The sequence below is a fragment of the Thermaerobacter sp. PB12/4term genome, assembly GCF_003403315.2.
GTDB lineage: Bacteria > Bacillota > Sulfobacillia > Thermaerobacterales > Thermaerobacteraceae > Thermaerobacter.
Window position 1 is genome coordinate 286,544 of the sequence record NZ_CP048407.1, and the last position, 22,402, is coordinate 308,945.

At 71.4% G+C, this 22,402-nt stretch carries 14 protein-coding genes; all 14 read left to right on the plus strand.

Features of this window, described 5'->3' with window-relative positions; genetic code table 11:
• The first annotated feature begins 615 nt into the window (after positions 1-615).
• The 14 genes from DYI95_RS01240 (at position 616) to DYI95_RS01305 (ending at position 22,364) form a co-directional block, all read left to right on the plus strand.
• Positions 616-3,615 carry an ATP-binding protein gene (locus DYI95_RS01240; protein ID WP_116901188.1) on the plus strand — a complete coding sequence of 1,000 codons (3,000 nt, stop codon included), beginning with the start codon at positions 616-618 and terminating at the stop codon, positions 3,613-3,615.
• A gap of 85 nt (positions 3,616-3,700) precedes the next feature.
• A complete protein-coding gene (locus DYI95_RS01245; RefSeq protein WP_116901292.1) occupies positions 3,701-6,076 on the plus strand; it encodes an ATP-dependent helicase in 2,376 nt (791 codons plus the stop codon).
• A gap of 26 nt (positions 6,077-6,102) precedes the next feature.
• Complete coding sequence (gene ligA / locus DYI95_RS01250; RefSeq protein WP_203530672.1) at positions 6,103-8,562, plus strand: NAD-dependent DNA ligase LigA; 2,460 nt, start codon at positions 6,103-6,105, stop codon at positions 8,560-8,562.
• Between the two features lie 309 nt (positions 8,563-8,871).
• Positions 8,872-10,233: an ABC transporter ATP-binding protein gene (locus DYI95_RS01255; RefSeq protein WP_116901290.1), complete on the plus strand. Its 1,362-nt coding sequence runs from the start codon at positions 8,872-8,874 to the stop codon at positions 10,231-10,233.
• Positions 10,230-11,246, plus strand: coding sequence for an ABC transporter ATP-binding protein (locus DYI95_RS01260; RefSeq protein ID WP_116901187.1), 1,017 nt, complete (start codon positions 10,230-10,232; stop codon positions 11,244-11,246). Before DYI95_RS01255 ends, DYI95_RS01260 begins: the two co-directional genes overlap by 4 nt.
• A 373-nt stretch (positions 11,247-11,619) precedes the next feature.
• Positions 11,620-13,374 carry an ABC transporter substrate-binding protein gene (locus DYI95_RS01265; protein ID WP_116901186.1) on the plus strand — a complete coding sequence of 585 codons (1,755 nt, stop codon included), beginning with the start codon at positions 11,620-11,622 and terminating at the stop codon, positions 13,372-13,374.
• Between the two features lie 197 nt (positions 13,375-13,571).
• Positions 13,572-14,501, plus strand: coding sequence for an ABC transporter permease (locus tag DYI95_RS01270; RefSeq protein ID WP_116901185.1), 930 nt, complete (start codon positions 13,572-13,574; stop codon positions 14,499-14,501).
• A 4-nt stretch (positions 14,502-14,505) separates the two neighbouring features.
• Positions 14,506-15,483 (plus strand): ABC transporter permease, encoded by a 978-nt coding sequence (locus DYI95_RS01275; protein ID WP_116901184.1) that lies wholly within the window; start codon positions 14,506-14,508, stop codon positions 15,481-15,483.
• Positions 15,484-15,499: 16 nt separating this feature from the next.
• Entirely contained in the window at positions 15,500-16,510 is a 1,011-nt protein-coding gene (locus DYI95_RS01280) for an ABC transporter ATP-binding protein (RefSeq protein WP_116901183.1), read from the plus strand.
• A gap of 3 nt (positions 16,511-16,513) precedes the next feature.
• Positions 16,514-17,569, plus strand: a complete 1,056-nt coding sequence (locus tag DYI95_RS01285) for an ABC transporter ATP-binding protein (protein ID WP_243149791.1) — start codon at positions 16,514-16,516, stop codon at positions 17,567-17,569.
• A 141-nt stretch (positions 17,570-17,710) separates the two neighbouring features.
• Positions 17,711-18,355, plus strand: a complete 645-nt coding sequence (locus DYI95_RS01290; protein WP_371731893.1) for an ABC transporter permease — start codon at positions 17,711-17,713, stop codon at positions 18,353-18,355.
• Positions 18,352-19,602 carry an ABC transporter ATP-binding protein gene (locus tag DYI95_RS01295; protein ID WP_116901182.1) on the plus strand — a complete coding sequence of 417 codons (1,251 nt, stop codon included), beginning with the start codon at positions 18,352-18,354 and terminating at the stop codon, positions 19,600-19,602. Before DYI95_RS01290 ends, DYI95_RS01295 begins: the two co-directional genes overlap by 4 nt.
• Positions 19,602-20,657 carry an ABC transporter ATP-binding protein gene (locus DYI95_RS01300; protein WP_116901181.1) on the plus strand — a complete coding sequence of 352 codons (1,056 nt, stop codon included), beginning with the start codon at positions 19,602-19,604 and terminating at the stop codon, positions 20,655-20,657. Before DYI95_RS01295 ends, DYI95_RS01300 begins: the two co-directional genes overlap by 1 nt.
• 351 nt (positions 20,658-21,008) lie before the next feature.
• Complete coding sequence (locus DYI95_RS01305; RefSeq protein ID WP_116901180.1) at positions 21,009-22,364, plus strand: M20/M25/M40 family metallo-hydrolase; 1,356 nt, start codon at positions 21,009-21,011, stop codon at positions 22,362-22,364.
• Positions 22,365-22,402 lie beyond the last annotated feature (38 nt).

Consider the following 22,402-nt stretch of genomic DNA (forward strand, 5'->3'; position numbering starts at 1 on the left):
TGTAGCCGGACCGGTAGCGGCGCTGCAGCCGGCCTGTGCCACAACATGACGAAAAAGGTCGAAGCACGGTCCTATTTTTTCGAATTTAGGAGGATCTTGCGTGGGCTTGTCGTAACCTTTTCCTAGCAGGGCCGGAGGGAACTGGCCGGGCCGCGACAAGGAACGGCCGGTCGCCGCCCGGGATCAGCGGGAGGGGCGGGACCGGCCGGACGCGGGTGGAGGTGACGGAATGCTTTACCGTGCGGCGAAGCTGCTGGCCGGTGTGCTGGCGGCGCTGACCATCGTGGTGAACTATCAGGTCAGCTGGCCCATGTAACCCCTTGCCGGAAGGGATGGGCCCGGACCCGCAGCCCTGGCCGGCCTGGCTGCAGGCACCACCGCACCCCTCGCACCCGGGTTACCACCATCAAAACACGGGCGCCGGTGGGGTGTAAAGGCAGGTGGAACCGGTCCGGCCGGCCCGGCCGGCCCTCCGGCCGGGGCTGCGGAGCTGGCTGCTGCGACGCGAAAGCCGCGTTCGCCGGGGCGAACGCGGCTTTCGCGTGGGCAGGGGCACCGGCACCGCGATCCCGGCCCGGGCTCCTGCGGCTGCGCGCCGCCGGGGAGGGTTGCCGCATGGACCAGCGAAGTGGAACCGCCATGAAGCCTTCGGGGACCGTCGCCCGGTACATGCTGGCCGTGGCCACCCTGGGCCTGGCGGGCCTGGTGGTCCAGGCCGTGCTCTGGCCGGTGCCGCCGTCGGTGCTGGTGCTGGTGCTGGGTTGCGCCCTGCTGGTGGCCGAGCTGTACCAGGTGCCCGCGCCCGGCGGGGAGGCGGTCTCCATGGGCTCTCTGGTGGTCCTGGTGTCCCTGTGGCTCCTGGGGCCGCCCGTGCCCATCTGGGCCGAGGTGGTGGGCTGGAGCTTGCTGGCCCTGCGCCGGCGCTCCGTCGGCCTGGTCACGGCCTTCAACATCGGCCAGACGGTGCTGGCCGTGCTGGCCGCCGCCGCGGCCTTCCGCCTCACCGGCGGGGCGTGGGGCCTGCCCCTCGTGGCGGGCGACACCGCCACCCCCTACCTGGCCAGCGCCGTGGCCTTCGGCCTGGTCAACGCCACCCTGGTGACGGTGGCCTTCGCCCTCTACAAGCGGGTTCCCCTGGGGCAGCAGGTGCGCACCTACCTGGTGGCCGACAGCTGGCGGCTGGCGGTGTCCGCCCTGCTGGCCCTGGGCGTCTACATCCTCTTCACCCGCCACGGCTATCCCCCCGCGGCCCTGGCCGCCTTCCCCGCTTTGACGGTGGTCCACCACTACGTGGCCACCGTCTGGACCCGCCACCTGCGGCAGCGGGCGGTGGAACGCTTCCTGCGCACCCTCCAGGCCGACCCCCAGTGTCTGCGCCGGACCGACATGCTGGTGCGGCTGGTCACCGAGCTGGCCGAAGCGCTGGGGGTTTCCGGCCGGGACGTCGACAACCTGCGCCAGGCCGCGCTTCTGCACGAGGCAGGCGGGCCGCGCCCCCTGGGCATGGACGACGGCGATCCCGCTCCGGCCCAGCTGGCCCGCCACGCCGTGGCCTCGGCCCGGGAGGTGGCGCGGATCGCGGTGCTGGAGCCGGTGGCGAGGGTCCTCCGGCACCACCACGAGCATTGGGACGGCAGCGGCGGGCCCGACGGCCTGGGAGGCACGGCCATCCCCCTATGCAGCCGGATCCTGGCCGTGGCCGAGGCCTATCTTTTCGCCCTGCAGCGCTGGGGCGATCCCGGGGCGGCCTGGGAGGCGGTGCAGGGGCGGGCCGGCAGCCGGTTCGACCCCCAGGTGGTGGAGGCCCTGGGACAGGTGCGGGGCAGTGTGGCCTGGCTGCCCGAGCGGGGACTGAGCGTGGCCGGGGAGCTGGCCGTGGCGGTCGAGCAATTGCGCCGGTTCGTCCGGGAAGAGGGGCGGGGAGCGAAGGGCCGGGGTACCGGCTTCGACGACGAGGTCCTGGTGCGGCAGGCGGCGGGGGCGGTGGTGGCCCTCTCCCACCTGGCCCGGGTGATCAACGCCACCCTGCGCCCGGACGAGGTGGCCGAGCGGGTCCTGGACACCTTCCTGCAGGTCGTGGGCGGGCGCGTGTTGTGGCTGGTTCCGGGGGGCCGGACCGGCGTGCTGCGGGTGGCGGCCCTGCGCAACGGGCCGCCGGGCCTGGTGGGCGGAGAGCTGGATCTGCACCGTCCGCCCTTCCAGCGGCTGCTGGAAGGGCGCAGGCCGCTGCTGGCCCGGCTGGAACCCGGCCAGGGGCCGGACTGGCTGCTGGCGGGCCAGCGGCGGTGGGTGCTGGCCCTTCCCCTGGTGGCCAGGGACCAGCTGCTGGCGGCGGTGGTGGTGGTCCGGGACGAGCCCCTCCCCCAGGCCCTGAGCCAGACGGACCTGCTGGCGGTGGTGGCCAGCCAGGCGGCCCTGAGCCTCGACAACGCCCGGCTGTTCGAGCAGGTCCAGGCGCGCCTGCAGGAGCTCACCGCCCTGAAGCGGTTCCAGGACCTGATCTTCGAGCAGGTGGGGACAGGCATCGTCGCCGCCGACGCCGCCGGCACGGTCACCCTGGTCAACCGCGCGGCGGCGGCCATCCTGGAGCGGGCCGGCTGGGCGCCGGCTGTGGTATCGCGGCCGCGGCCCTTGGGGGCGAGCAACCCCTGTGATAGCATGCTGCTGGAACAGCTGGAGGCGCCCGAGCCCCTGCCCCCGCGCCTCCTGGAGCTGGAGGGGCGGGACGGGTCGCCGCTGGCCGTGGCGGTCCGCGCCTTTCCCCTGGTGGGACCGGACGGGGAGAAGGCCGGGGCCGTGGTGCTGTTGCAGGACGTGACCCAGGAACGGGAACTGGAACTGCGGGCGCGGCGCTCGGAGCGCCTGGCGGCGGTGGGCCAGCTGGCGGCGGGCGCTGCCCACGAGATCCGCAATCCCCTGACCGCCATCAAGGGGTTCATCCAGCTCCTGGACCGGCGGCTGGAAGGCGAGGCAGCGGGCTACATCGACATCGTCCTGCAGGAGATCGAGCGGATCGAGACCATCGTCAACGACCTGCTGCTGCTGGCCCGCCAGCCCCGGCTGCGCCTGCGCCGCGTGGATGTGGGCGCGCTGCTGCAGCGGCTGGTGGACATGATTCGCCTGGACCAGGCGGCCCGGAGCTGCGCCGTGGAGCTGCGGGTGAGGGAGCCGCTGCCGCCCGTGGTGGCCGACGAGGGCCAGCTGCGGCAGGTGTTCCTCAACCTGATCCGCAACGGCCTGGACGCCATGCCGGAAGGCGGCTGCCTGCAGATCCGGGCCTTCGCCAATCCCGCGGCGGGGACCGTGGTGGTCGAGGTGGAAGACCGCGGGCCCGGGATTCCGCCCGAACACCTGGGCCGGATTTTCGACCCCTTCTTCTCCACCAAAGAGGGGGGCACGGGCCTGGGCCTGGCGGTGAGCTACGGCATCGTCCGCAGCCACGGCGGGCACATCGACGTGGACAGCGAGCCGGGTCGGGGCACGCGGATGCGTGTGGTGCTGCCCGTCGACGGCCCCCCGTCCGCGGACGAACCGGCGGCCGCCGGCCCCCCGTCCCCGGGCGCGCAGCCGGGGCCGGCGGGCCGGGTGGGAGGACCAGGCCGGACCGGCTCCTGACCGGCATCGGGGCGGGGCCCCGGTCCGGCAGGACCGGCCCGGGGTGTTTCGGGACCGGCAGGCCCGGCGTTGGGAGGTTCTGGTTTTGGCGGATTTGCTGGCAGATCTCAACCCGGCGCAGCGGGAGGCGGTCACCCATCCCGGCGGTCCCGTGCTGGTGCTGGCCGGGGCCGGGAGCGGCAAGACCCGGGTGCTGACCCGCCGGGTGGCCTACCTGCTGGAGCAGGGGGTGGCGCCCCACCAGATCCTGGCCATCACCTTCACCAACAAGGCGGCCCGGGAGATGCGGGAGCGGGTCGAGCAGCTGGTGGGGGCCGGCGCCCGGGACATGTGGATCGGCACCTTCCACGCCAGCTGCGTGCGCATCCTGCGCCGGGACGGTTACCGCATCGGCTACGATCGCAACTTCGTCATCCTGGACGAGGACGACCGCCGCGCGGTGCTCCGGGAGGTCCTCAAGGAGCGGAACCTCAGCGAGACCCGCTACCCGCCCAATGCGGTGGGGGCGGCCATCTCGGCCGCCAAGAACCAGCTGCTGGATCCCGAGCAGTTCGCCGCCCGCTACCGGGACTTCTACCGCCAGCAGGTGGCCATGGTGTACGCCGCCTACCAGCAGCGGCTGGAGCGCAACGGCGCCATGGACTTCGACGACCTGCTGATGCAGGCGGTGCGCCTGCTGGAAGAGGCGCCCGACGTGCTGGCCTACTATCAGCGCCGGTTCGTCCACATCCTGGTGGACGAGTACCAGGACACCAACCACGCCCAGTACCGGCTGCTGCGCCTCCTGGCGGCAGGGCACCGCAACCTGTTCGTGGTGGGCGACCCGGACCAGAGCGTCTACCGCTGGCGGGGCGCCGACATCACCAACATCCTGCGCTTTGAGGAAGACTATCCCGACGCCCGGGTGGTGCGGCTGGAGCTGAACTACCGCTCCACGGCCTCCATCCTGGGAGCCGCCCAGGCGGTGATCGAGCACAACACCCAGCGCAAGGAGAAGCAGCTGCGCTCCGTCCACGGGGAGGGGGCGCGGGTGGTGGTCTTCGGCGCCGCCGACGAGCACGACGAGGCCTGGTTCGTGGCCCGGGAGATGGAGCGGCTGCACGCCGAGGGCCACGAGTACGGGGAGATGGCCGTGCTCTACCGTACCCACGCCCAGTCGCGGGTGGTGGAGGAGACCCTGCTGCGCCGGGGCATCCCCTACCGCATCGTCGGGGGCCTCAAGTTCTACGAGCGGAAGGAGGTCAAGGACATCCTGGCCTACCTGCGCCTGGCGGTGAACCCCGAGGACCGGATCAGCCTGCGGCGGGTGATCAACGTGCCGCGGCGCGGGATCGGGGAGGCCACCCTGGCCCGGCTGGAGGCGTACCTGGACCGGGAGGGCGCCGGCATGCTGGAGGCTCTGGCGGCCGCCGAGACCATTCCGGGCATCACCCGTCCCCAGGCGGCCGCCCTGCTGGCCTTCGGCGGGGTGATCGCCGACCTGCGGGCGGCGGCGGAAAACCGGCCGGCCTATGACGTCATCGCCCTGGCCCTGGAGCGCACGGGCTACCGGGAGATGCTGGAGCAGGAGCAGACGCCCGACGCCATGACCCGGCTGGAGAACCTCAAGGAGCTGCTCTCGGTGGCCCGGGACTTCGAACGCCAGCGGGGGCCGGGCGACGCGCCCCTGGTCGACTTTCTGGCGGAGGTGGCCCTGGTCAGCGACGTGGACCAGCTGGAGGAAGGGGCCCGGGCCGTCTCCCTGATGACCCTGCACAGCGCCAAGGGCCTGGAGTTCGACGTGGTCTTCATCACGGGGATGGAAGAGGGGGTCTTCCCCCACAGCCGTTCCCTGGACGACCCGCAGGAGCTGGAGGAGGAACGCCGCCTCTGCTACGTGGGGATGACCCGGGCACGGCAGCGGCTCTACCTGTGCTTCACCCGCCAGCGGACCCTGTTCGGCGCCACCCGGCGCCAGGTGCCCTCCCGCTTCCTGGAGGAGGCCGATGAGCGCTACCTGGAGTGGCAGGGACTGCCGCCCGGCGGGGGCGATCCGGACCTGGACGAGGAGGAGCCCCTCTGGGGCGGGAACGGTCGCCCCGGGCGCGGGTCCAGGGCGGCTTTCCCGGGAAGCTTCCCGGGGATCTTCGCGGGGGCAGGCGGGACCGGCCGGCACGGCGGCCCATGGGGTGCCGGGCGGGCCGCCCGGGCCGGTTCCACCGGTCCGGGCAGGGGTGCTTCGGGAGGAACCGGCGGCGCCGGCGGCGCCCACGGCGGGGCGGGCGCGGCGGGGAGCGCCCTGCCCGGGCGCGGCCCCGGGGGCGATTTCCGGCCCGGGGAGAGGGTGGTTCACCCGCGTTTCGGCCAGGGCACCGTGATTATGCGCCGGGGTGAGGGGGACGACGCCGAGGTGACCATCGCCTTCCCCGACGCCGGCCTCAAGACCTTCATCGTGCGCTACGCCAACCTGCGGCGGGCTTGAAGACGCCGGGGCAAGGGGGAATGGTCATGGACGGCCAGGGGGACCTGTGGAGCGCGGGGGAGGGCGCGGGAGCAGGCCCGCAGGCCGCGGGGGATGAGGCTCCAGCGGCGGACAAGGGCCTGGGGGCGGCCGGGGCCGGGGGAGGGGCGCCGGCGGGGCGCCCGGCGGCGGGCGTTCCGGCCGACCTGGAGGCGGCCCGGGCCCGGGTGGAGGCCCTGCGCGAGCAGATCCGGCATCATGACTACCTTTATTACGTGCTCGACCGGCCCGAGATCGACGACGCCGCCTACGACGCCCTGATGCGCCAGCTGCGGGAGCTGGAGCGGCGGTTCCCCCAGCTGGTCACCCCCGACTCGCCCACCCAGCGGGTCGGGGGCCGCCCGGCCGCGCCCTTTGCCCGGGTCGAACACGCCGAGCCCATGCTCAGCCTGGACAACGCCTTCAGCCGCGAGGAGCTGGAGGCCTTCGATCAGCGGGTCCGCCGCGCGGTGGGGGACGATGTGGCCTATGTGGCGGAGCTGAAGATCGACGGCCTGTCCATTGCCCTGACCTACGAGGGAGGCCGGTTCGTCCGCGGCGCCACCCGCGGCGACGGCGAGGCGGGGGAAGACGTCACCGCCAACCTGCGCACCATCCGCAGCCTGCCCCTGCGGCTGCGGGACCGGGAGCGGCCGGTGCCCCGGCGGGTGGAGATCCGCGGCGAGGTCTACATGACCTTCGACGCCTTCCGCCGGCTCAACCAGGAACAGGAGGCACGGGGGCTGGCGCCCTTCGCCAACCCGCGCAACGCGGCGGCCGGCTCGGTGCGCCAGCTGGATCCGGCGGTGACGGCCTCCCGGTCGCTGAACCTGTGGGTCTACGCCCTGGCGGGCTGGGAGGGGGACGAGCCGGCGCCGCGCACCCAGTGGGAGGTGCTCCAGACCCTGCGGGCGTGGGGGCTGCCCGTCAACCCCCACGCCCGGCGGTGCACCAGCCTGGACGAGCTCTTCGCCTACATCGACGAGTGGGCCGAGCGGCGCCACCAGCTGCCGTACCTGACCGACGGCATCGTGATCAAGGTCGACGACCTGGAACAGCAGCGGCAGCTGGGCGCCACGGCCCGCAGCCCGCGCTGGGCCATCGCCTACAAGTTCCCGGCGGAGAAGGCGCGGACGCGGGTGCGGGACATCCTGGTCAGCGTGGGCCGCACCGGTGCCCTGACGCCGGTGGCGGTGCTGGATCCCGTGCTGCTGGCGGGGACCACCGTCAGCCGGGCCAGCCTGCACAACGCCGACTACATCCGGGAGAAGGACGTGCGCATCGGCGATCTGGTGGTGGTCCACAAGGCGGGGGAGATCATCCCCGAAGTGGTCGAGGTGGTGAAGGAGGCCCGCACGGGCGCCGAGCGGCCCTTCACCATGCCCGAGCACTGCCCCGCCTGCGGCAGCCCGGTGGTGCGGGTGGAAGGCGAGGCGGCCACCCGCTGTCCCAACGCGGCCTGCCCGGCCCAGCAGCTGGAGCGCATCCGCCACTTCGCCTCGCGGGACGCCATGGACATCGAGGGGCTGGGGCCGGCCATCATCGAGCAGCTGGTCGGCCGGGGGCTGGTGCGCGACGTGGCCGACCTCTACCACCTGGAGCCGGAGCCCCTGGCCCAGCTGGAGCGCATGGGTCCCAAGTCCGCCGCCAACCTGGTGGCCGCCATCGACGCTTCCCGGGGGCGGCCGCTGCGCCGGCTGCTCTACGGCCTGGGCATCCGCTTCGTGGGCGAGCGGGTGGCCGGGCTCCTGGCGCGGCACTTCGGCACCATCCAGCACCTGATGGCGGCGGGGCAGGACGAGCTGATGGCCGTCCGCGAGATCGGGCCCCGCATCGCCGAGAGCGTGGCCACCTTCTTCCAGGACGAGCACAACCGCCAGCTGATCTGCCGGCTGGCGGAGGCGGGGGTGCAGGCGGCGGCGGGCGCGCCGGAGCCGGGCAGTGCCGCGGCGCGGGCGGTGGTGGCGGCAGGGACGGCCGCGGGCGGGCCCGGGGGAGCAGCGGGCACGGCCCCTGGCGGCCCGGCGGCTACAGGAACAGGGGCGCCAGGGACCGCGGTGGGCAGCGTCGCAGCGACGGGCGCCGGGGTGGCCGCGGGCGGCGGGGCAGGCGCCGGGGATGGGGCTGCGGGGGCCGGGTTCGTCCCTGGAGCCGGCCCCGGGGCGGGAGCGGGTGCCGCCGGTGCGCCGGCCGGTTGGCCCGATGTGCCGCCCGAGGTACGGGAGCGGGTGGCCGGCAAGACCTTCGTGTTCACCGGCGGCCTGGCCAGCATGACCCGGGATGAGGCCCAGGAGCTGGTGGAGGCGTTGGGCGGCCGGGCCACCGGCAGCGTCAGCCGCAAGACGGACTACGTGGTGGCAGGCGAGGGGGCGGGTTCCAAGCTGGCCCGGGCGCGGGAGCTGGGCATCCCCGTGCTGGACGAGGCGGCCTTCCTGCGGCTTGTCGGCCGCGAGCCGGCGGAAGGGTGAGGGGCCCGCTGTGCAGGGGTGCGGGATCCGGCGGCGCATCCGGCCATGCCCCGGTGGAACGGGAATCCGGCGAAGGCCTGGCGGGATGGGCCGGGGCAGGCATGACGGCGGACCTGCCCGGCCGGAGCCTTTGCAGGCCTAGGCGGCGCGCGGGGAGGGGGCCCGGCCGCCACCTCCGGCCGCCGACGGGAAGGATCCCGGAATCGTGCAGCGAACCACTGCAGGGAATCGCCACCGGACATGCTGCGCACCGGGCGCCGCCGGCCCCGCCGGCGGCGCCCCGTCTACCGCACCTGGGAGGAACCCGCGTTGCCCGAGGCAACCCAGTCCCCGTTTGCGGCCGCGGCCGGGACGGGAAGCCCGTTCCCCGGCCGGTCGCTGGCCCACTCCGGCCCCCCCTCGCCCTCGCCGGTCCCGCCCAGGACCGGGTCCCGGCCCGCTGGCGCGGCGTCCCGGGCCGGTACGGAACCGGCGGCGCCGGACCGGCGCGGGAGTGCCGAGCCCCTTCTGGAAGTGCGCGACTTGCGCACCGAGTTCCACGCCGGCGGGGTCCGCTTTGCCGCCGTGGACGGTGTCAGCTTCACCATCCACCGCGGCGAGACGGTGGGCCTGGTGGGGGAGTCCGGCTCAGGGAAGAGCGTGACCTCCCTTTCCATCCTGCGGCTCATCCCCTCGCCCCCCGGCCGCATCACCGGCGGCTCCATCCTGTTCGAGGGCCGGGATCTCTTGCGCCTCGGCGAGGCCGAGATGCGCCGCATCCGCGGCAACCGCATCGCCATGATCTTCCAGGAGCCCATGACCTCGTTGAACCCCGTCTTCACCGCCGGCGAGCAGATCGCCGAGGCCCTGCGCTGGCACCGCCGCCTCTCCCGCCGGGAGGCGCAGGCCCGGGCGGTGGAGCTGCTCCGGCTGGTCGGCATCCCCGACCCGGAGGTGCGGGCGCGCCAGTACCCTCACCAGATGTCCGGGGGCATGCGCCAGCGGGTGATGATCGCCATGGCCGTGGCCTGCGATCCCCAGCTGCTCATCGCCGACGAGCCCACCACGGCCCTGGACGTGACGGTGCAGGCCCAGATCCTCGATCTCATGAAGGACCTGCGCCGGCGCCTGGGCACGGCCATCCTGCTGATCACCCACGACCTGGGCGTGGTGGCGGACATGGCGGACCGGGTGCTGGTGATGTACGCCGGCCGCATCGTGGAGGCGGCGCCGGTGGACGACCTGTTCGCCCGGCCGCTCCACCCCTACACGGAGGGCTTGCTGGCCTCCATGCCCCAGCTGCACCGGCGCGCCCAGCGGCTCCACGTGATCCCGGGCCAGGTGCCGAGCCCGGCGCGGCTGCCGGCGGGGTGCCGGTTCCACCCGCGCTGCCCCTACGCCATGGACATCTGCCGCCATCAGGAGCCGGCGTTGAAGCCCGCCGGCGAGGGGCGCTGGGTGGCCTGCTGGCTCCGGGACGAACCGGCCGCCGGCGGAGCGCCGGCGGCGGGCGCCGCCGGGGCGGGCGGTGCCCCGGGTGCCGGCGACCTCCCGGCCGGCGGCAGCCGAGCCGGCAGTGTCCCGGCAGCGAGCGGTGCCCCGGCCGGCGTTGACGGCCCGGCCGGCGTCGATCGCCCATCCGGTGGGACGCAGCAACGGCCCGGCGCGGCCACGGGAGGGATCCGCCCATGAGCCGCCCCCTGATCGAGATCCGCGGCCTGAAGAAGCACTTCCCCGCCGGCGGCGGCCGGCTGGGCCGCCCGCGCGGCTGGGTGCGCGCCGTGGACGGCATCGACCTCGACATCTTCCCGGGGGAGACCCTGGGGCTGGTGGGCGAGTCCGGTTGCGGCAAGACCACCACGGGGCGGCTCGTCCTGCGCCTGCTGGAGCCCACGGCCGGTTCGGTCCGGTTCGACGGCACGGACATCTTCCAGCTGCGCGGCGCGGCCCTGCGCCGGCTGCGCCGGGACATGCAGATCATCTTCCAGGATCCTTTCGGGTCCCTCAACCCGCGGCTGACGGTGGGGGACATCATCGGCGAGGCCCTGGCCGTGCACGGCATAGCCCGCGGCCGCGCGCTGCGGGAGCGGGTCGCCGAGCTGCTGGAGCTGGTCGGGCTTGCCCCCGAGCACGCCCGGCGCTACCCCCACGAGTTCTCCGGCGGCCAGCGCCAGCGCATCGGCATCGCCCGGGCCCTGGCCCTTAACCCGCGGTTTGTCGTCTGCGACGAGCCCGTCTCGGCACTGGACGTGTCCATCCAGTCCCAGGTGATCAACCTGCTGGAAGACCTGCAGGACCGCTTCGGCCTGACCTACCTTTTCATCGCCCACGACCTGTCGGTGGTCCGCCACATCAGCGACCGGGTCGGGGTGATGTACCTGGGCAAGCTGGTGGAGCTGGCGCCGGTGGAAGACCTGTTTCGCCGCCCCCTGCATCCTTACACCCAGGCCTTGCTGTCGGCCGTGCCGCTGCCCGACCCGCCCCGCCAGCGGCAGCGGGAGCGCATCGTGCTGCAGGGCGACGTGCCCTCGCCGGCCAACCCGCCGGCCGGCTGCCGTTTCCACACCCGCTGTCCCTTTGCCGAAGCCGTCTGCCGCCAGGAAGAACCGGCCCTGCGGGCCGTGGAGGGCGGCCGCCTGGTCGCGTGCCACCTGGCCGAGAAGCTGCCTGCCACCGGTGCCTGGGAACCGGCCGGCTCCCCGTGAGGTGCCGCGGGGACCCCGGCGAGCCTGCAGGCGCCCGTGCGCGCGGCATCGCCGGCGAGGCACGGGGGGATGGCCCCGAGCATGGTGAACCAGCGGGCGGCTCTGCGGAGTCCGGGCGGCGGTGGCTGCACGCGCCGGGCGGGGTCCGGCCAGCGGCACCGGCGGCGTCCGGAAGGGACTGGTGGTTGAAGGCTGGCGGCAGCGCCGCTTATTCCCTGGCTGGCGGACAGCGGGCAAGAAGGAAATTGCTTACCTGGCGAGAACATTCCCACGGTGTATGCTGTTTGTCGAAAAACGACCGGCGAAAGGAGGTGAATCCCCATCAGGCCGGTCTGCGCCACCGGGCGCAAACCTGCATCAGGGGGGTACCCATATGTTGAAGCGGAACCGTAAGTGGCTGGCCCTTTATAGCCTGCTGGTGGTGGCTGCCCTCGTCCTCTCCGCCTGCGGAAGCGGCGGGGGCGGGCAGAGCACGGACAACCAGCAGCCCCAGCAGCAGGAGCCGTCTCAGGCCAGCGGGCCGGACAGCCCCAACTATCTCAAGCTGAACCTGGGCGACGAGCCGCCGAGCCTCGATCCCCAGCTTGCTACTGACACCATTTCCTTTGAGATCATCGGCGCCACCTACGAGGGGCTGGTGCGCCAGGACGCCAACGGCGACTTCCCTCAGGGCAGCGGCATTGCCGAAAGCTGGGAGGTCTCCGAGGACGGGCTGACCTACACCTTCCACCTGCGTGACGCGCAGTGGAGCGACGGCAAGCCCGTGACCGCCAACGACTTCGCCTTCGCCTGGAAGCGGGCCATGGACCCGCGGACGGCCTCGCAGTACTCCTACATCGTCTACCCGTACATCAAGGGTGGCGATGCCGTGGCGGGCGCCTGCGGCGACGACGGCTCGTGCGAGGGCGACGATGCCAAGATCGAAGAGGCGCTGAACAACGTCGGCATCGAGGTCGTCGACGAGAAGACGCTGAAGGTCACGCTCAGCCAGAACGTGCCCTTCTTCATGAACCTGCTGACCTTCCCGGTCTGGCGGCCGGTGCGGCAGGACATCGTCGAGCAGTACGGCGACCAGTTCGCCACCGATGCCGACAAGGCCGTGTACAACGGTCCCTTCATCGTCAAGGAATGGAACCACAACAACTCGCTGCGCCTGGAGAAGAACCCGACCTACTGGGATGCCCAGAGCGTCAAGCTCGACTACATCGACTTCGTGATGGTCAGCGACGCGGCGGCCTACATCAACGCCTATGAGGCCGGCGAGATCGACATCACGGGCGTCCCGGCGGAGTTCAAGGAGCAGTTCGAGCAGACCCATGCCGACGAGCTGGGCCGCTACGCCGACGGCGCCACCTTCTACCTGGTGCTGAACACCACCAAGAAGCCCTGGAACAACCCCAAGGCGCGCCGGGCCGTGGCCCTGGCCATTGACCGGGACATCTACATCAACACCCTGAACAAGGGCATCGGCCTGCCGGCCGTCAGCTACACCAACCCGGTCATCACCTCGCCGGGCGAGCCGGGCGTGAGCTTCGAAGAGAAGTACGTGCGCCCGCTCAACCTGTTCCCCACCAAGGCCCAGCCGGAAGAGGCCAAGCGCCTCTGGCAGGAGGCCCTCCAGGAGGAAGGCATCAGCGAGCTGCCGACCCTGGAGTTCGTGGGTGACAACGGCGACGTGGTGAAGACGCGCCTGGAGTTCTTCCAGCAGCAGCTGAAGCAGAACCTGGGCATCGACATGCAGATCGTCCAGGTGCCCTTCGAGGAGCGGCTGGAGCGCCAGCGCACCCAGAAGTTCGACGTGATCATGGCCGGCTGGGGTCCGGACTACGACCACCCGCTGACCTTCCTCGACATGTGGGTGTGTGACGGGCCCTACAACGACGGCAAGTACTGCAGCGAGCAGTACGACAACCTGGTCAAGCAGCTCCAGCAGGCGACCGATCCCGCCCAGCAGCGGGAGCTGGCCATCGAGCTGGAGAAGCTCATCGGCCAGGACGTGCCCATCGTGCCCATCTACCACCGCGAGGTGCTGTATGCCCAGAAGCCTTACGTCAAGAACCTGATCCGGCGCGCCGTCGGCTTCAGCCCCGAATTCAAGTGGGCTTACACCGAGGGCCGCGGCAAGTAAGCTTGGCGTGAGGCCCGCGGCAGGCAGGGTCAAGGCCCGGTGCGCGGCGGGACGGCCGCCGCGCACCGCCGGCCGCGGGTTCCGGGCGGCAACCTGCAGCAAGGAACACGAGACCGGTTGGGACGGGACGAGATCCCGGCCTCGCGGCCGGGATCTCGTCCGTCCTGCCCCTGTGGTGGCGGGAGGGGGGAGAACCAATGCGGCGTTACGTAGCGCAGCGCCTGGTCTTGATGGTGATCTCCATCTGGGCCGTGGTCACGCTGACCTTCGTGATGATGCACGCCATCCCGGGGAATCCCTTTGCCGACCCCCGGTTGAGGCCCGAGATCCTGGCGCTGATGATGGACAAGTACGGGCTCAACGACCCTTTGTGGGAGCAGTATCTGCGGTACTGGGGCAACCTGCTCCAGGGGGATCTGGGCGTTTCCCTGAAGAACATCGGCCAGAGCGTCAACCGGATGATCGCCGAAGGGTTCCCGTATTCGGCCTGGATCGGCGGGCAGGCCCTGATCTTCGCGCTGGTCGTGGGGCTTAGCCTTGGGACCGTCGCTGCCCTGAACCGCAACCGCTGGCCGGACTACACGGCCATGGTCATCGCCGTGCTGGGTGTGTCGGTGCCCAGCTTCGTCATCGCCGTCTTTGCCCAGTGGCTGTTCGCCGTGAAACTGGGCTGGGTTCCGGTCCTGTGGAACGGTACCTGGAAGACCTCGATCCTGCCGTCGCTGGCCCTGGGCGGCACCATGCTGGCTACGCTGGTGCGCCTCATGCGCACGCAGATGCTGGACGTCATGGGGCAGGACTACATCACCACCGCGCGGGCCAAGGGGCTGTCGCAGGGCGAGGTCATCTGGCGCCACGCCCTGCGCAATGCGATCCTGCCCATCGTGACCATCATGGGCCCGCTGGTGGCGGGGATTCTGACCGGCACCGTGGTCATCGAGGCCATCTTTGGGATTCCTGGCCTTGGCAAGTATTACGTTGATAGCGTGTACCAGAGGGACTATCCCTTGATTCTAGGGACCACGGTGTTTTACTTTGTGTTCCTGATCATCGCCAACTTCCTGGTCGACCTGTCCTACGGGATCATCGATCCGCGGATCCGGCTGACCAATCGGGCCAGGGGGTGAATCCATGGCAGTCAACCGGGCGGCACCCGCCCAAGTCCCGGCGCCGGCGCGCCCCACGCTGACGCCGGATCTGTTCCAACCGGCACCGGTGGCCGCGAGCGAGGCCGAGGCCATCGTTCGCCCAAGCCTGACCTTCTGGCAGGACGCGTGGATCCGCTTCCGGGCGAACCGGCTGGCCATGCTGGGCCTGGTGCTGCTGATCTTCATGGCCCTGGGGGCCATCTTTGGCCCGATCCTCTCGTTCCACCTGCAGGGCCACACCTTTGACTACCAGGACTACGCCAACATCAACAAGCCGCCCTCGGCCCAGTTCTGGTTCGGCACCGACCAGATCGGCCGGGACCTGTTCACCCGGGTCTGGATGGGCGGGCGCATCTCCCTCTTCATCGGCATCGTGGCCGCGCTGCTGGAGCTGATCATCGGCGTGCTGTACGGTGGCATCTCCGGCTACCTGGGCGGCCGGGTCGATGAGATCATGATGCGCATCATCGACATCCTGTACGGTATCCCGTACTTGCTGCTGGTGATCCTCCTGCTGGTGGTGATGAACCCGGGCCTGCCCACCATCATTCTGGCCATGGGCATGACCGGCTGGGTCGGCATGGCACGGCTGGTGCGCGGTCAGATCCTGCAGCTGCGGGAGATGGAGTTCGTCCTGGCGGCGAGGGTGCTGGGCGTGCCCACCATGGCATTGATCCTGCGCCACCTGGTGCCCAACGTGATGGGGCCCATCATCGTCAGCCTGACGCTTACCGTACCGGGGGCCATCTTCGGGGAGGCGTTCCTGAGCTTCATCGGGCTGGGCGTGCCGCCGCCGCGGGCCAGCTGGGGTACGTTGATCAACGAAGCCTACACCGTGATGCGCATCTGGCCCTGGCAGTTCGCCTTCCCGGCCCTGGCGCTGAGCATCACCATGTTCGCCTTCAACGCCGTGGGCGACGGCCTGCGGGATGCCCTGGATCCGCGCCTGCGGGCCCGGTAGAGAAAGGACGAAGGCCATGGAGAAGCTGCTGGAAGTCCGCGACCTGCGCGTTCACTTCCGCACCCACGGCGGCGAGGTCCAGGCGGTCCGCGGCGTCTCCTTCGACCTGCACAAGGGCGAGACGCTGTGCATCGTAGGGGAATCGGGCTCCGGCAAGTCCGTCACGGCCCAGACCATCATGCGCCTGATCCCCATGCCGCCGGGGCGGATCGTGAGCGGCAGCATCCGCTTTCAGGGGAAGGACCTGGTCAAGCTGCCCGAGCGGGAGATGCAGAAGATCCGGGGGCGGTCCATGGGCATGATCTTCCAGGATCCCATGACCTCCCTCAACCCGACCATGACCATCGGGCGGCAGATCACCGAACCGCTGATCAAGCACCAGGGGATGCGGCCCGACCAGGCCATGGCGCGCGCCATCGAGCTCCTGCAAATGGTCGGGATTCCGAATCCGGAGACCCGGGTGCGCCAGTACCCCCACCAGTTCTCGGGGGGCATGCGGCAGCGGGCCATGATCGCCATCGCCCTGGCCTGCAACCCGGCGCTGCTCATCGCCGACGAGCCCACCACGGCGCTCGATGTGACGATCCAGGCCCAGATCCTGGAACTCATGCAGGATCTGAAGCAGCGGCTGGGGACGGCCATCATCCTGATCACCCATGACCTGGGTGTGGTGGCGCGCATGGCCGACCGCATCGCCGTGATGTATGCGGGCCAGATCGTGGAACAGGGGACGGCGGACGAGATCTTCCACCATCCCAAGCACCCGTACACCGAGGCGTTGCTGCGGTCGATCCCGCGCCTGGACGACCGCCGGGACCGCCTGCAGGCGATCCCCGGAACGCCGCCCGACCTGTTCGCGCCGCCGGCAGGCTGTGCCTTTGCGGCTCGCTGCCCGTACACCATGCGCGTCTGCCACGACTACGACCCGGAGCTGGAGGAAATCCGGCCGGGGCATCTCGCCCGGTGCTGGCTCCACCACCCGTACGCGCCGGTGGTCGGTCTCAACGCCGAGGAAAGGGGGGCGTGATCCATGGCCAGGGACGGATCCGGAACCGCGACGGCACAGGCCCCGCGGCGGGCCGCGGCGCCGGACGCCACGACGCCGGCGGAAGAGCGCCCGCTGCTTGAGCTGCGCAACGTCAAGCGGTACTTCGAGGTGGGCCGGGGCGCGGTCCTCAAGGCCGTGGACGGCGTCTCCTTCAGCCTGCGGCGCGGCGAGGTGCTGGGGCTGGTGGGCGAGTCGGGGTGCGGCAAGTCCACGGTGGGCCGCACCGTGGTGCGCCTGTACGACCCGACGGAAGGCCAGGTGCTGTTTGACGGCCAGGACGTGCACAAGCTGGCTGGCAAGGACCTGATGCAGTTCCGCCGGCGGGCCCAGATGATCTTCCAGGACCCGTACGCCTCGCTGAACCCGCGCATGCTGGTGTCGGAGATCATCGGCGAGGCCCTGGACCTGCACGGCATGGTGAAGGGGCGCAAGGAGCGAACCGAGCGCATCCACGAGCTGCTGAACCTGGTGGGCCTGAACCGGGAGCACGCCAACCGGTTCCCCCACGAGTTCTCGGGCGGCCAGCGGCAGCGCATCGGCATCGCCCGGGCACTGGCGGTTCAGCCCGAGTTCATCGTCGCTGACGAGCCCATCTCCGCCCTGGACGTGTCGATCCAGGCCCAGATCGTCAACCTGATGACCGACCTCCAGGAGCAGTTCGGGCTGACCTACATCTTCATCGCCCATGACCTGTCGATGGTGAAGCACATCAGCGACCGGGTGGCGGTGATGTACCTGGGACAGGTCATGGAGCTGGCGCCCAGCGACGAGCTCTACCTCCGGCCCCAGCATCCTTACACCCAGGCGCTGCTCTCGGCGGTGCCCATCCCTGACCCCAGCGTGGAGCGGACCCGGGAGCGCATCGTGCTCAAGGGCGACGTGCCGAGCCCGGTCAACCCGCCGCGGGGGTGCCCCTTCAGCACCCGCTGCCCCCTGGCGGAGAAGATCTGCTTTGAAGAGCGCCCCGCGCTGGAGGAGATCGCCCCGGGCCACTGGGCCGCGTGCCACCTGGTCAAGGGGACCAGCGCCGCCGCCTGAGCGGGCTCCGGCGGCAGTCCTTGGCGCCACCGGACGAGAGGTCATGGCCAAGGCGCAGCCCGGGCGCAACCCCCGACTGGACGAACCGGCAAGGCGCCGGAGGACCGTCACGGTCCTCCGGCGCCTTGCTTTTCGCCTCTGATCGTCGCGGGGGATTGTCATGCCGGCGGGTGGGCCGATACCGTGTTGATGCGGCTCATCGATGTCATGCTCTCGTTCCCCTCCCTGTTCCTGAATATCCTGGTGCTGGCCATCTTCAGCTCGGATTTCAAGTATCTGATCTCCATCCTGGTGCTGACCAGCTGGATGGGGGTGGCACGGCTGGTCCGGGGCCAGTTCCTCCAACTGCGGGAGATGCAGTACGTGGAAGCGGCGCGGGCCATCGGCACCCCGGCCTGGGAGATCATCGTCCACCACCTGCTGCGGAACGCCACGGCGCCTCTGATCGTCAATGCAACCCTCATGATCGGCGGGGCGATCCTGGCCGAATCGGCCCTGTCCTTCCTCGGTCTGGGGGTCCAGCTGCCCCAGACCAGCTGGGGCCAGATGCTGAACAACGCCCAGGAGTACATGCTGACCAACCCCATGCTGGCCGTGTACCCGGGCGCGTGCATCTTCTTGACGGTCCTGGCCGTCAACTTCGTGGGCGACGGGATCCGCGACGCCCTTGACCCGCGGCAAAAGGAGCGGATCGGGCGCGGCATGCGGCTGGCCGCCCGGGCGGCCGTGGCCTTCGGCCGCCGCCATGCCGGCGAGCTGGAGGCCCGGGGAGGTGAGGCCCGTTGATCCGCAAGGCATGGGCTGCGTCGCCGGCCGGAGCATCGCTGCCGGCGACCGGTGCCGCCGGTGGTACCGGCGCGGAGAGGGCAAGCCGGCCCTTGCTGCAGGTGGAGGACCTGACCGCCGGGTTCATCACCCGGCAAGGCCCCATGCTGGCCGTGGAGGGCGTTTCCTTCCGCGTCGACGTGGGGGAGACGGTCTGCCTGGTGGGCGAGTCGGGCAGCGGCAAGAGCGTCACCTCCCTGGCCATCATGCGGCTGCTGGAATACGACAACGGGGCCATTTTTGGAGGCCGGATCCTGCTGGACGGCACCGACCTGGCGGCCCAGAGCCAGGAGGCCATGCGCCGGATCCGCGGGCGCCACGTGGCCATGGTCTTCCAGGAGCCCATGACGGCGCTGAACCCGGTCTTTCCTATCGGCGACCAGATCGCCGAAGCGGTGATGCTCCACGAGGGCAAGAGCCGGGCGGAGGCCTGGTCCCGGGCGGTGGAGATGCTGCGGCTGGTGGGCATCCCCGAGCCCGAGGTGCGGGTGCGCCAGTATCCCCACCAGTTCTCCGGCGGCATGCGCCAGCGGGCCATGATCGCCATGGCCCTGGCGTGCCGCCCCCGGCTGCTGATCGCCGACGAACCCACCACGGCCCTGGACGTGACGATCCAGGCCCAGATCCTCGAGCTGCTGCGGCAGCTCAAGGCCGAGCTGGGCATGTCCATCCTGCTCATCACCCACGACATGGGCGTGGCGGCGGAGATGGCCGACCGCATCGTGGTCCTCTATGCCGGCCGGGTGGTGGAGGAAGGACCGGTGGACCGGATCTTTGGACAGCCCGCCCACCCCTACACCATGGGCCTGCTGTCATCGGTACCGGATCTGGAGCGGCCGCGGCAGCGCCGGCTGTGGGCTATTCCCGGTTCGGTGCCCAGCATCGACCGGATGCCGCGGGGGTGCCGGTTCCACCCGCGCTGTCCCTATGCCGAGCCCCGTTGCAGGGAAGAGGAGCCGCCCCTGCGGCCCTGGGAGGGGGGCCACGTCGCCTGCTGGCTGGCCGAGCAGGTGGCCGCCCAGGGGCTGCGGTTCGGAGGCACCCCTGCCGGGCCGGCCGGGTTTACCATCGGAAACCCGGAGGAGGCCGGGGTGGTTGCAGGGGACTGGGGTACAGGGGACGGTCCGCCGGATTCTTCCAGCGGCCCGGCAGCTTTCGGCAACGGCCGGGCGGAGGCAGCGGGCGGTGCTGGGGAGGTGACCGGTTGATGGCAGCGGTCGAACCCGCAACCCCCACGGTCCGGCCGGCCGGAGCGGGGGGCGCCGGTGAAGCGCCAGGCCAGGCCGGCCAGGGGGGCGAACCCCTGGTCAGGGTTGAAGGACTCAAGAAGTACTTCCCCATCACCCGCGGCATCCTGTCCCGCACCGTGGGGCACGTGCGGGCCGTGGACGGCGTGTCCATGGAGATCTACCCCGGGGAGACCTTCGGCCTGGTGGGGGAGTCGGGCTGGGGCGAATCGACCCTGGCGAGGCTGATCCTGCGGCTGGTCGACGCCACCGAAGGGAAGGTCTGGTTCGACGGCCAGGACCTGTTTGCCCTGCCGCCGGCCGCCATGCGGCGGGTGCGGCGCCAGATGCAGATCATCTTCCAGGATCCCTTCGGCTCGCTGAACCCGCGGTTCACCGTGGCGGACATCATCGGCGAGCCGCTGCGGGTGCACGGCATGCGCCGGCGGGCCGACCGCGATCGCCGGGTGGCGGAGCTCCTGGAGCTGGTCGGGCTGAACCCGGCCTGGCGCCACCGGTTCCCCCACCAGTTCTCCGGCGGCCAGCGCCAGCGCATCGGCATCGCCCGGGCCATCGCCCTGAACCCGCGGTTTGTGGTCGCCGACGAGGCCGTCTCCTCCCTGGACGTGTCGGTGCAGGCCCAGATCCTCAACCTGCTGGCGGACTTGCAGGAGCGGCTGGGGCTGACGTACCTCTTCATCGCCCACGGGCTCAACGTGGTCCGCCACGTCTCCACCCGCGTGGGGGTGATGTACCTGGGCCAGCTGGTGGAAGTGGCGCCCGTGGACGAGCTGTTCCAGCACCCGGCCCACCCCTACACGGCGGCCCTCCTGTCGGCGGCTCCGGCACCCCACCCGCGGCGCCGCCGGGAACGCCTCGTCCTACAGGGCGACGTGCCGTTGCCGGCCAGCCCGCCGCCGGGTTGCCGGTTCCACCCCCGCTGCCCCTTTGCCCAGCCTCGCTGCCGGGAGGAGATGCCGGCGCTGCGGGTGCTGAGCCCGGGGCACGCGGTGGCCTGCCACTTCCCCCTGGAGTGAAAGGATGTCCAGGGCGGTGGAACCGGCAGAGCCGGGCCCGCGCCCCTAGGCTCCGGCTTTGCCCCTGGCTGCTGCGAGCCTTGCCCCTTCCGGCGGCCCCCCAGGGCGCCCGGCCCCTGCCCGTGCAATACCCGCCACGGGCAGGGGCCGTCATGCCGGGAGGGAATGCCCGCACGGCCGTGGAAGGTGGGTCCACCGGCGCCCCCGTTGCCACCCGCGCCATGGCTGATCAAAGGGCTCGCCATGGCGCCCCTGGCACCGGCCCCCGCGGCGCCGGCCCCACGCCGGCCGGCCGTTCCCTCACCCGGCCCCGCGGCCGGCCCACGCTGGTTGATGAGGAGGGATTCTCCCTTGGAAGGTGCCCTTGCCTACAGCCGGGCCCACCGGGAGACGGCGCTGGACGACCTGCGCACCCTGCTGCGCCAGCCCTCGGTGGCGGCCCAGAACCTGGGCATGGAGGACTGCGCCCGGCTGGTGGCCGCGATGCTCAAGGGGATCGGCGCCACGGTGGAGGTGGTTCCCCTGGAGGGGGGCTTCCCCGTGGTCTATGGGGAGATCGACGCCGGTGCCCCCCGCACCCTGCTCTTTTACAACCATTACGACGTCCAGCCGCCCGAGCCCCTGGAGGAATGGGAGGTCGACCCCTTCGCGGCCGAGATCCGCGACGGGCGCCTGATCGCCCGGGGCGTGGCCGACAACAAGGGCAACCTGATGACCCGCATCAAGGCGGTGGAGGCGTGGCTCAAGGGCGAGGGCCGGCTGCCCGTCAACGTCAAGTTCGTCATTGAAGGGGAAGAGGAGATCGGCAGCGTCCACCTGCACCAGTTCATGGAGCGGTACGCGGACCGGCTGGCCGCCGACGGCGTGGTCTGGGAGTCGGGCGGCAAGGACGCCCGGGGGCGGCCTGCCATCTCCGCGGGGTGCAAGAGCATCCTCTACGTCGAGCTGGTGGCCCGGGCGGCCAACCAGGACCTGCACTCCAGCCTGGCCGCCATCGTGCCCAACCCGGCCTGGCGGCTGGTGCAGGCCCTGGGCACCTTGAAAGACGTGGCCGCGGACCGGGTGCTGATCGAGGGCTTTTACGACGCCGTGCGCGGCCCGACCCCGGCCGAGCGCCGGCTCCTGGAGCAGTTCCCCCTGGAAGAAGACGAGATGCTGGCTTCCTGGGGGCTTGAGGAGTTCATCGGCGGCCTGCGGGGGACGGCGCTGCAGGAAAAGCTGCTCTACGCTCCCACCTGCACCATCTGCGGCCTGGTATCGGGCTACACGGGCCCGGGGACCAAGACGGTGCTGCCCCGGGAGGCCCGGGCCAAGATCGACTTCCGCCTGGTCCCCGACCAGCGGGCCGATGACATCCTGGCGAAGCTGCGGGCCCACCTGGACCGCCACGGCTTCGGCGACCTGGAGATCGTGGTGCTCGGCCCGGAAGACCCGGCCCAGACCGACCCGGACCATCCCCTGGTGGGGGTGATCCGCGACACGGCCCGGGAGGTTTACGGGGTCGAACCCGTGGTGCGGCCGCGGGCGGCGGGGACAGGGCCCATGTTCCTGTTCCACCGTATCGGCCTGACCGCCACCGTGGACGGGGTGGGCATCGGCCACCACGGCTCCCTGGTCCACGCGCCCAACGAGAACGCCTACGTGGACGACTACTACCGCGGCATCGAGTACGTGATTCGCATCATCGACCGGTTTGCCCGGATTTGACGCGCACTTCCGGATTCCACAGTCCATGGGCGCTTAAC

Coding starts and splice junctions, on each gene's coding strand:
- DYI95_RS01240 (WP_116901188.1), top strand. CDS start 616: ATGGACCAGCGAAGTGGAACCGCCATGAAGCCTTCGGGGACCGTCGCC.
- ligA (WP_203530672.1), top strand. CDS start 6,103: ATGGACGGCCAGGGGGACCTGTGGAGCGCGGGGGAGGGCGCGGGAGCA.
- DYI95_RS01260 (WP_116901187.1), top strand. CDS start 10,230: ATGAGCCGCCCCCTGATCGAGATCCGCGGCCTGAAGAAGCACTTCCCC.
- DYI95_RS01265 (WP_116901186.1), top strand. CDS start 11,620: ATGTTGAAGCGGAACCGTAAGTGGCTGGCCCTTTATAGCCTGCTGGTG.
- DYI95_RS01270 (WP_116901185.1), top strand. CDS start 13,572: ATGCGGCGTTACGTAGCGCAGCGCCTGGTCTTGATGGTGATCTCCATC.
- DYI95_RS01275 (WP_116901184.1), top strand. CDS start 14,506: ATGGCAGTCAACCGGGCGGCACCCGCCCAAGTCCCGGCGCCGGCGCGC.
- DYI95_RS01280 (WP_116901183.1), top strand. CDS start 15,500: ATGGAGAAGCTGCTGGAAGTCCGCGACCTGCGCGTTCACTTCCGCACC.
- DYI95_RS01285 (WP_243149791.1), top strand. CDS start 16,514: ATGGCCAGGGACGGATCCGGAACCGCGACGGCACAGGCCCCGCGGCGG.
- DYI95_RS01300 (WP_116901181.1), top strand. CDS start 19,602: ATGGCAGCGGTCGAACCCGCAACCCCCACGGTCCGGCCGGCCGGAGCG.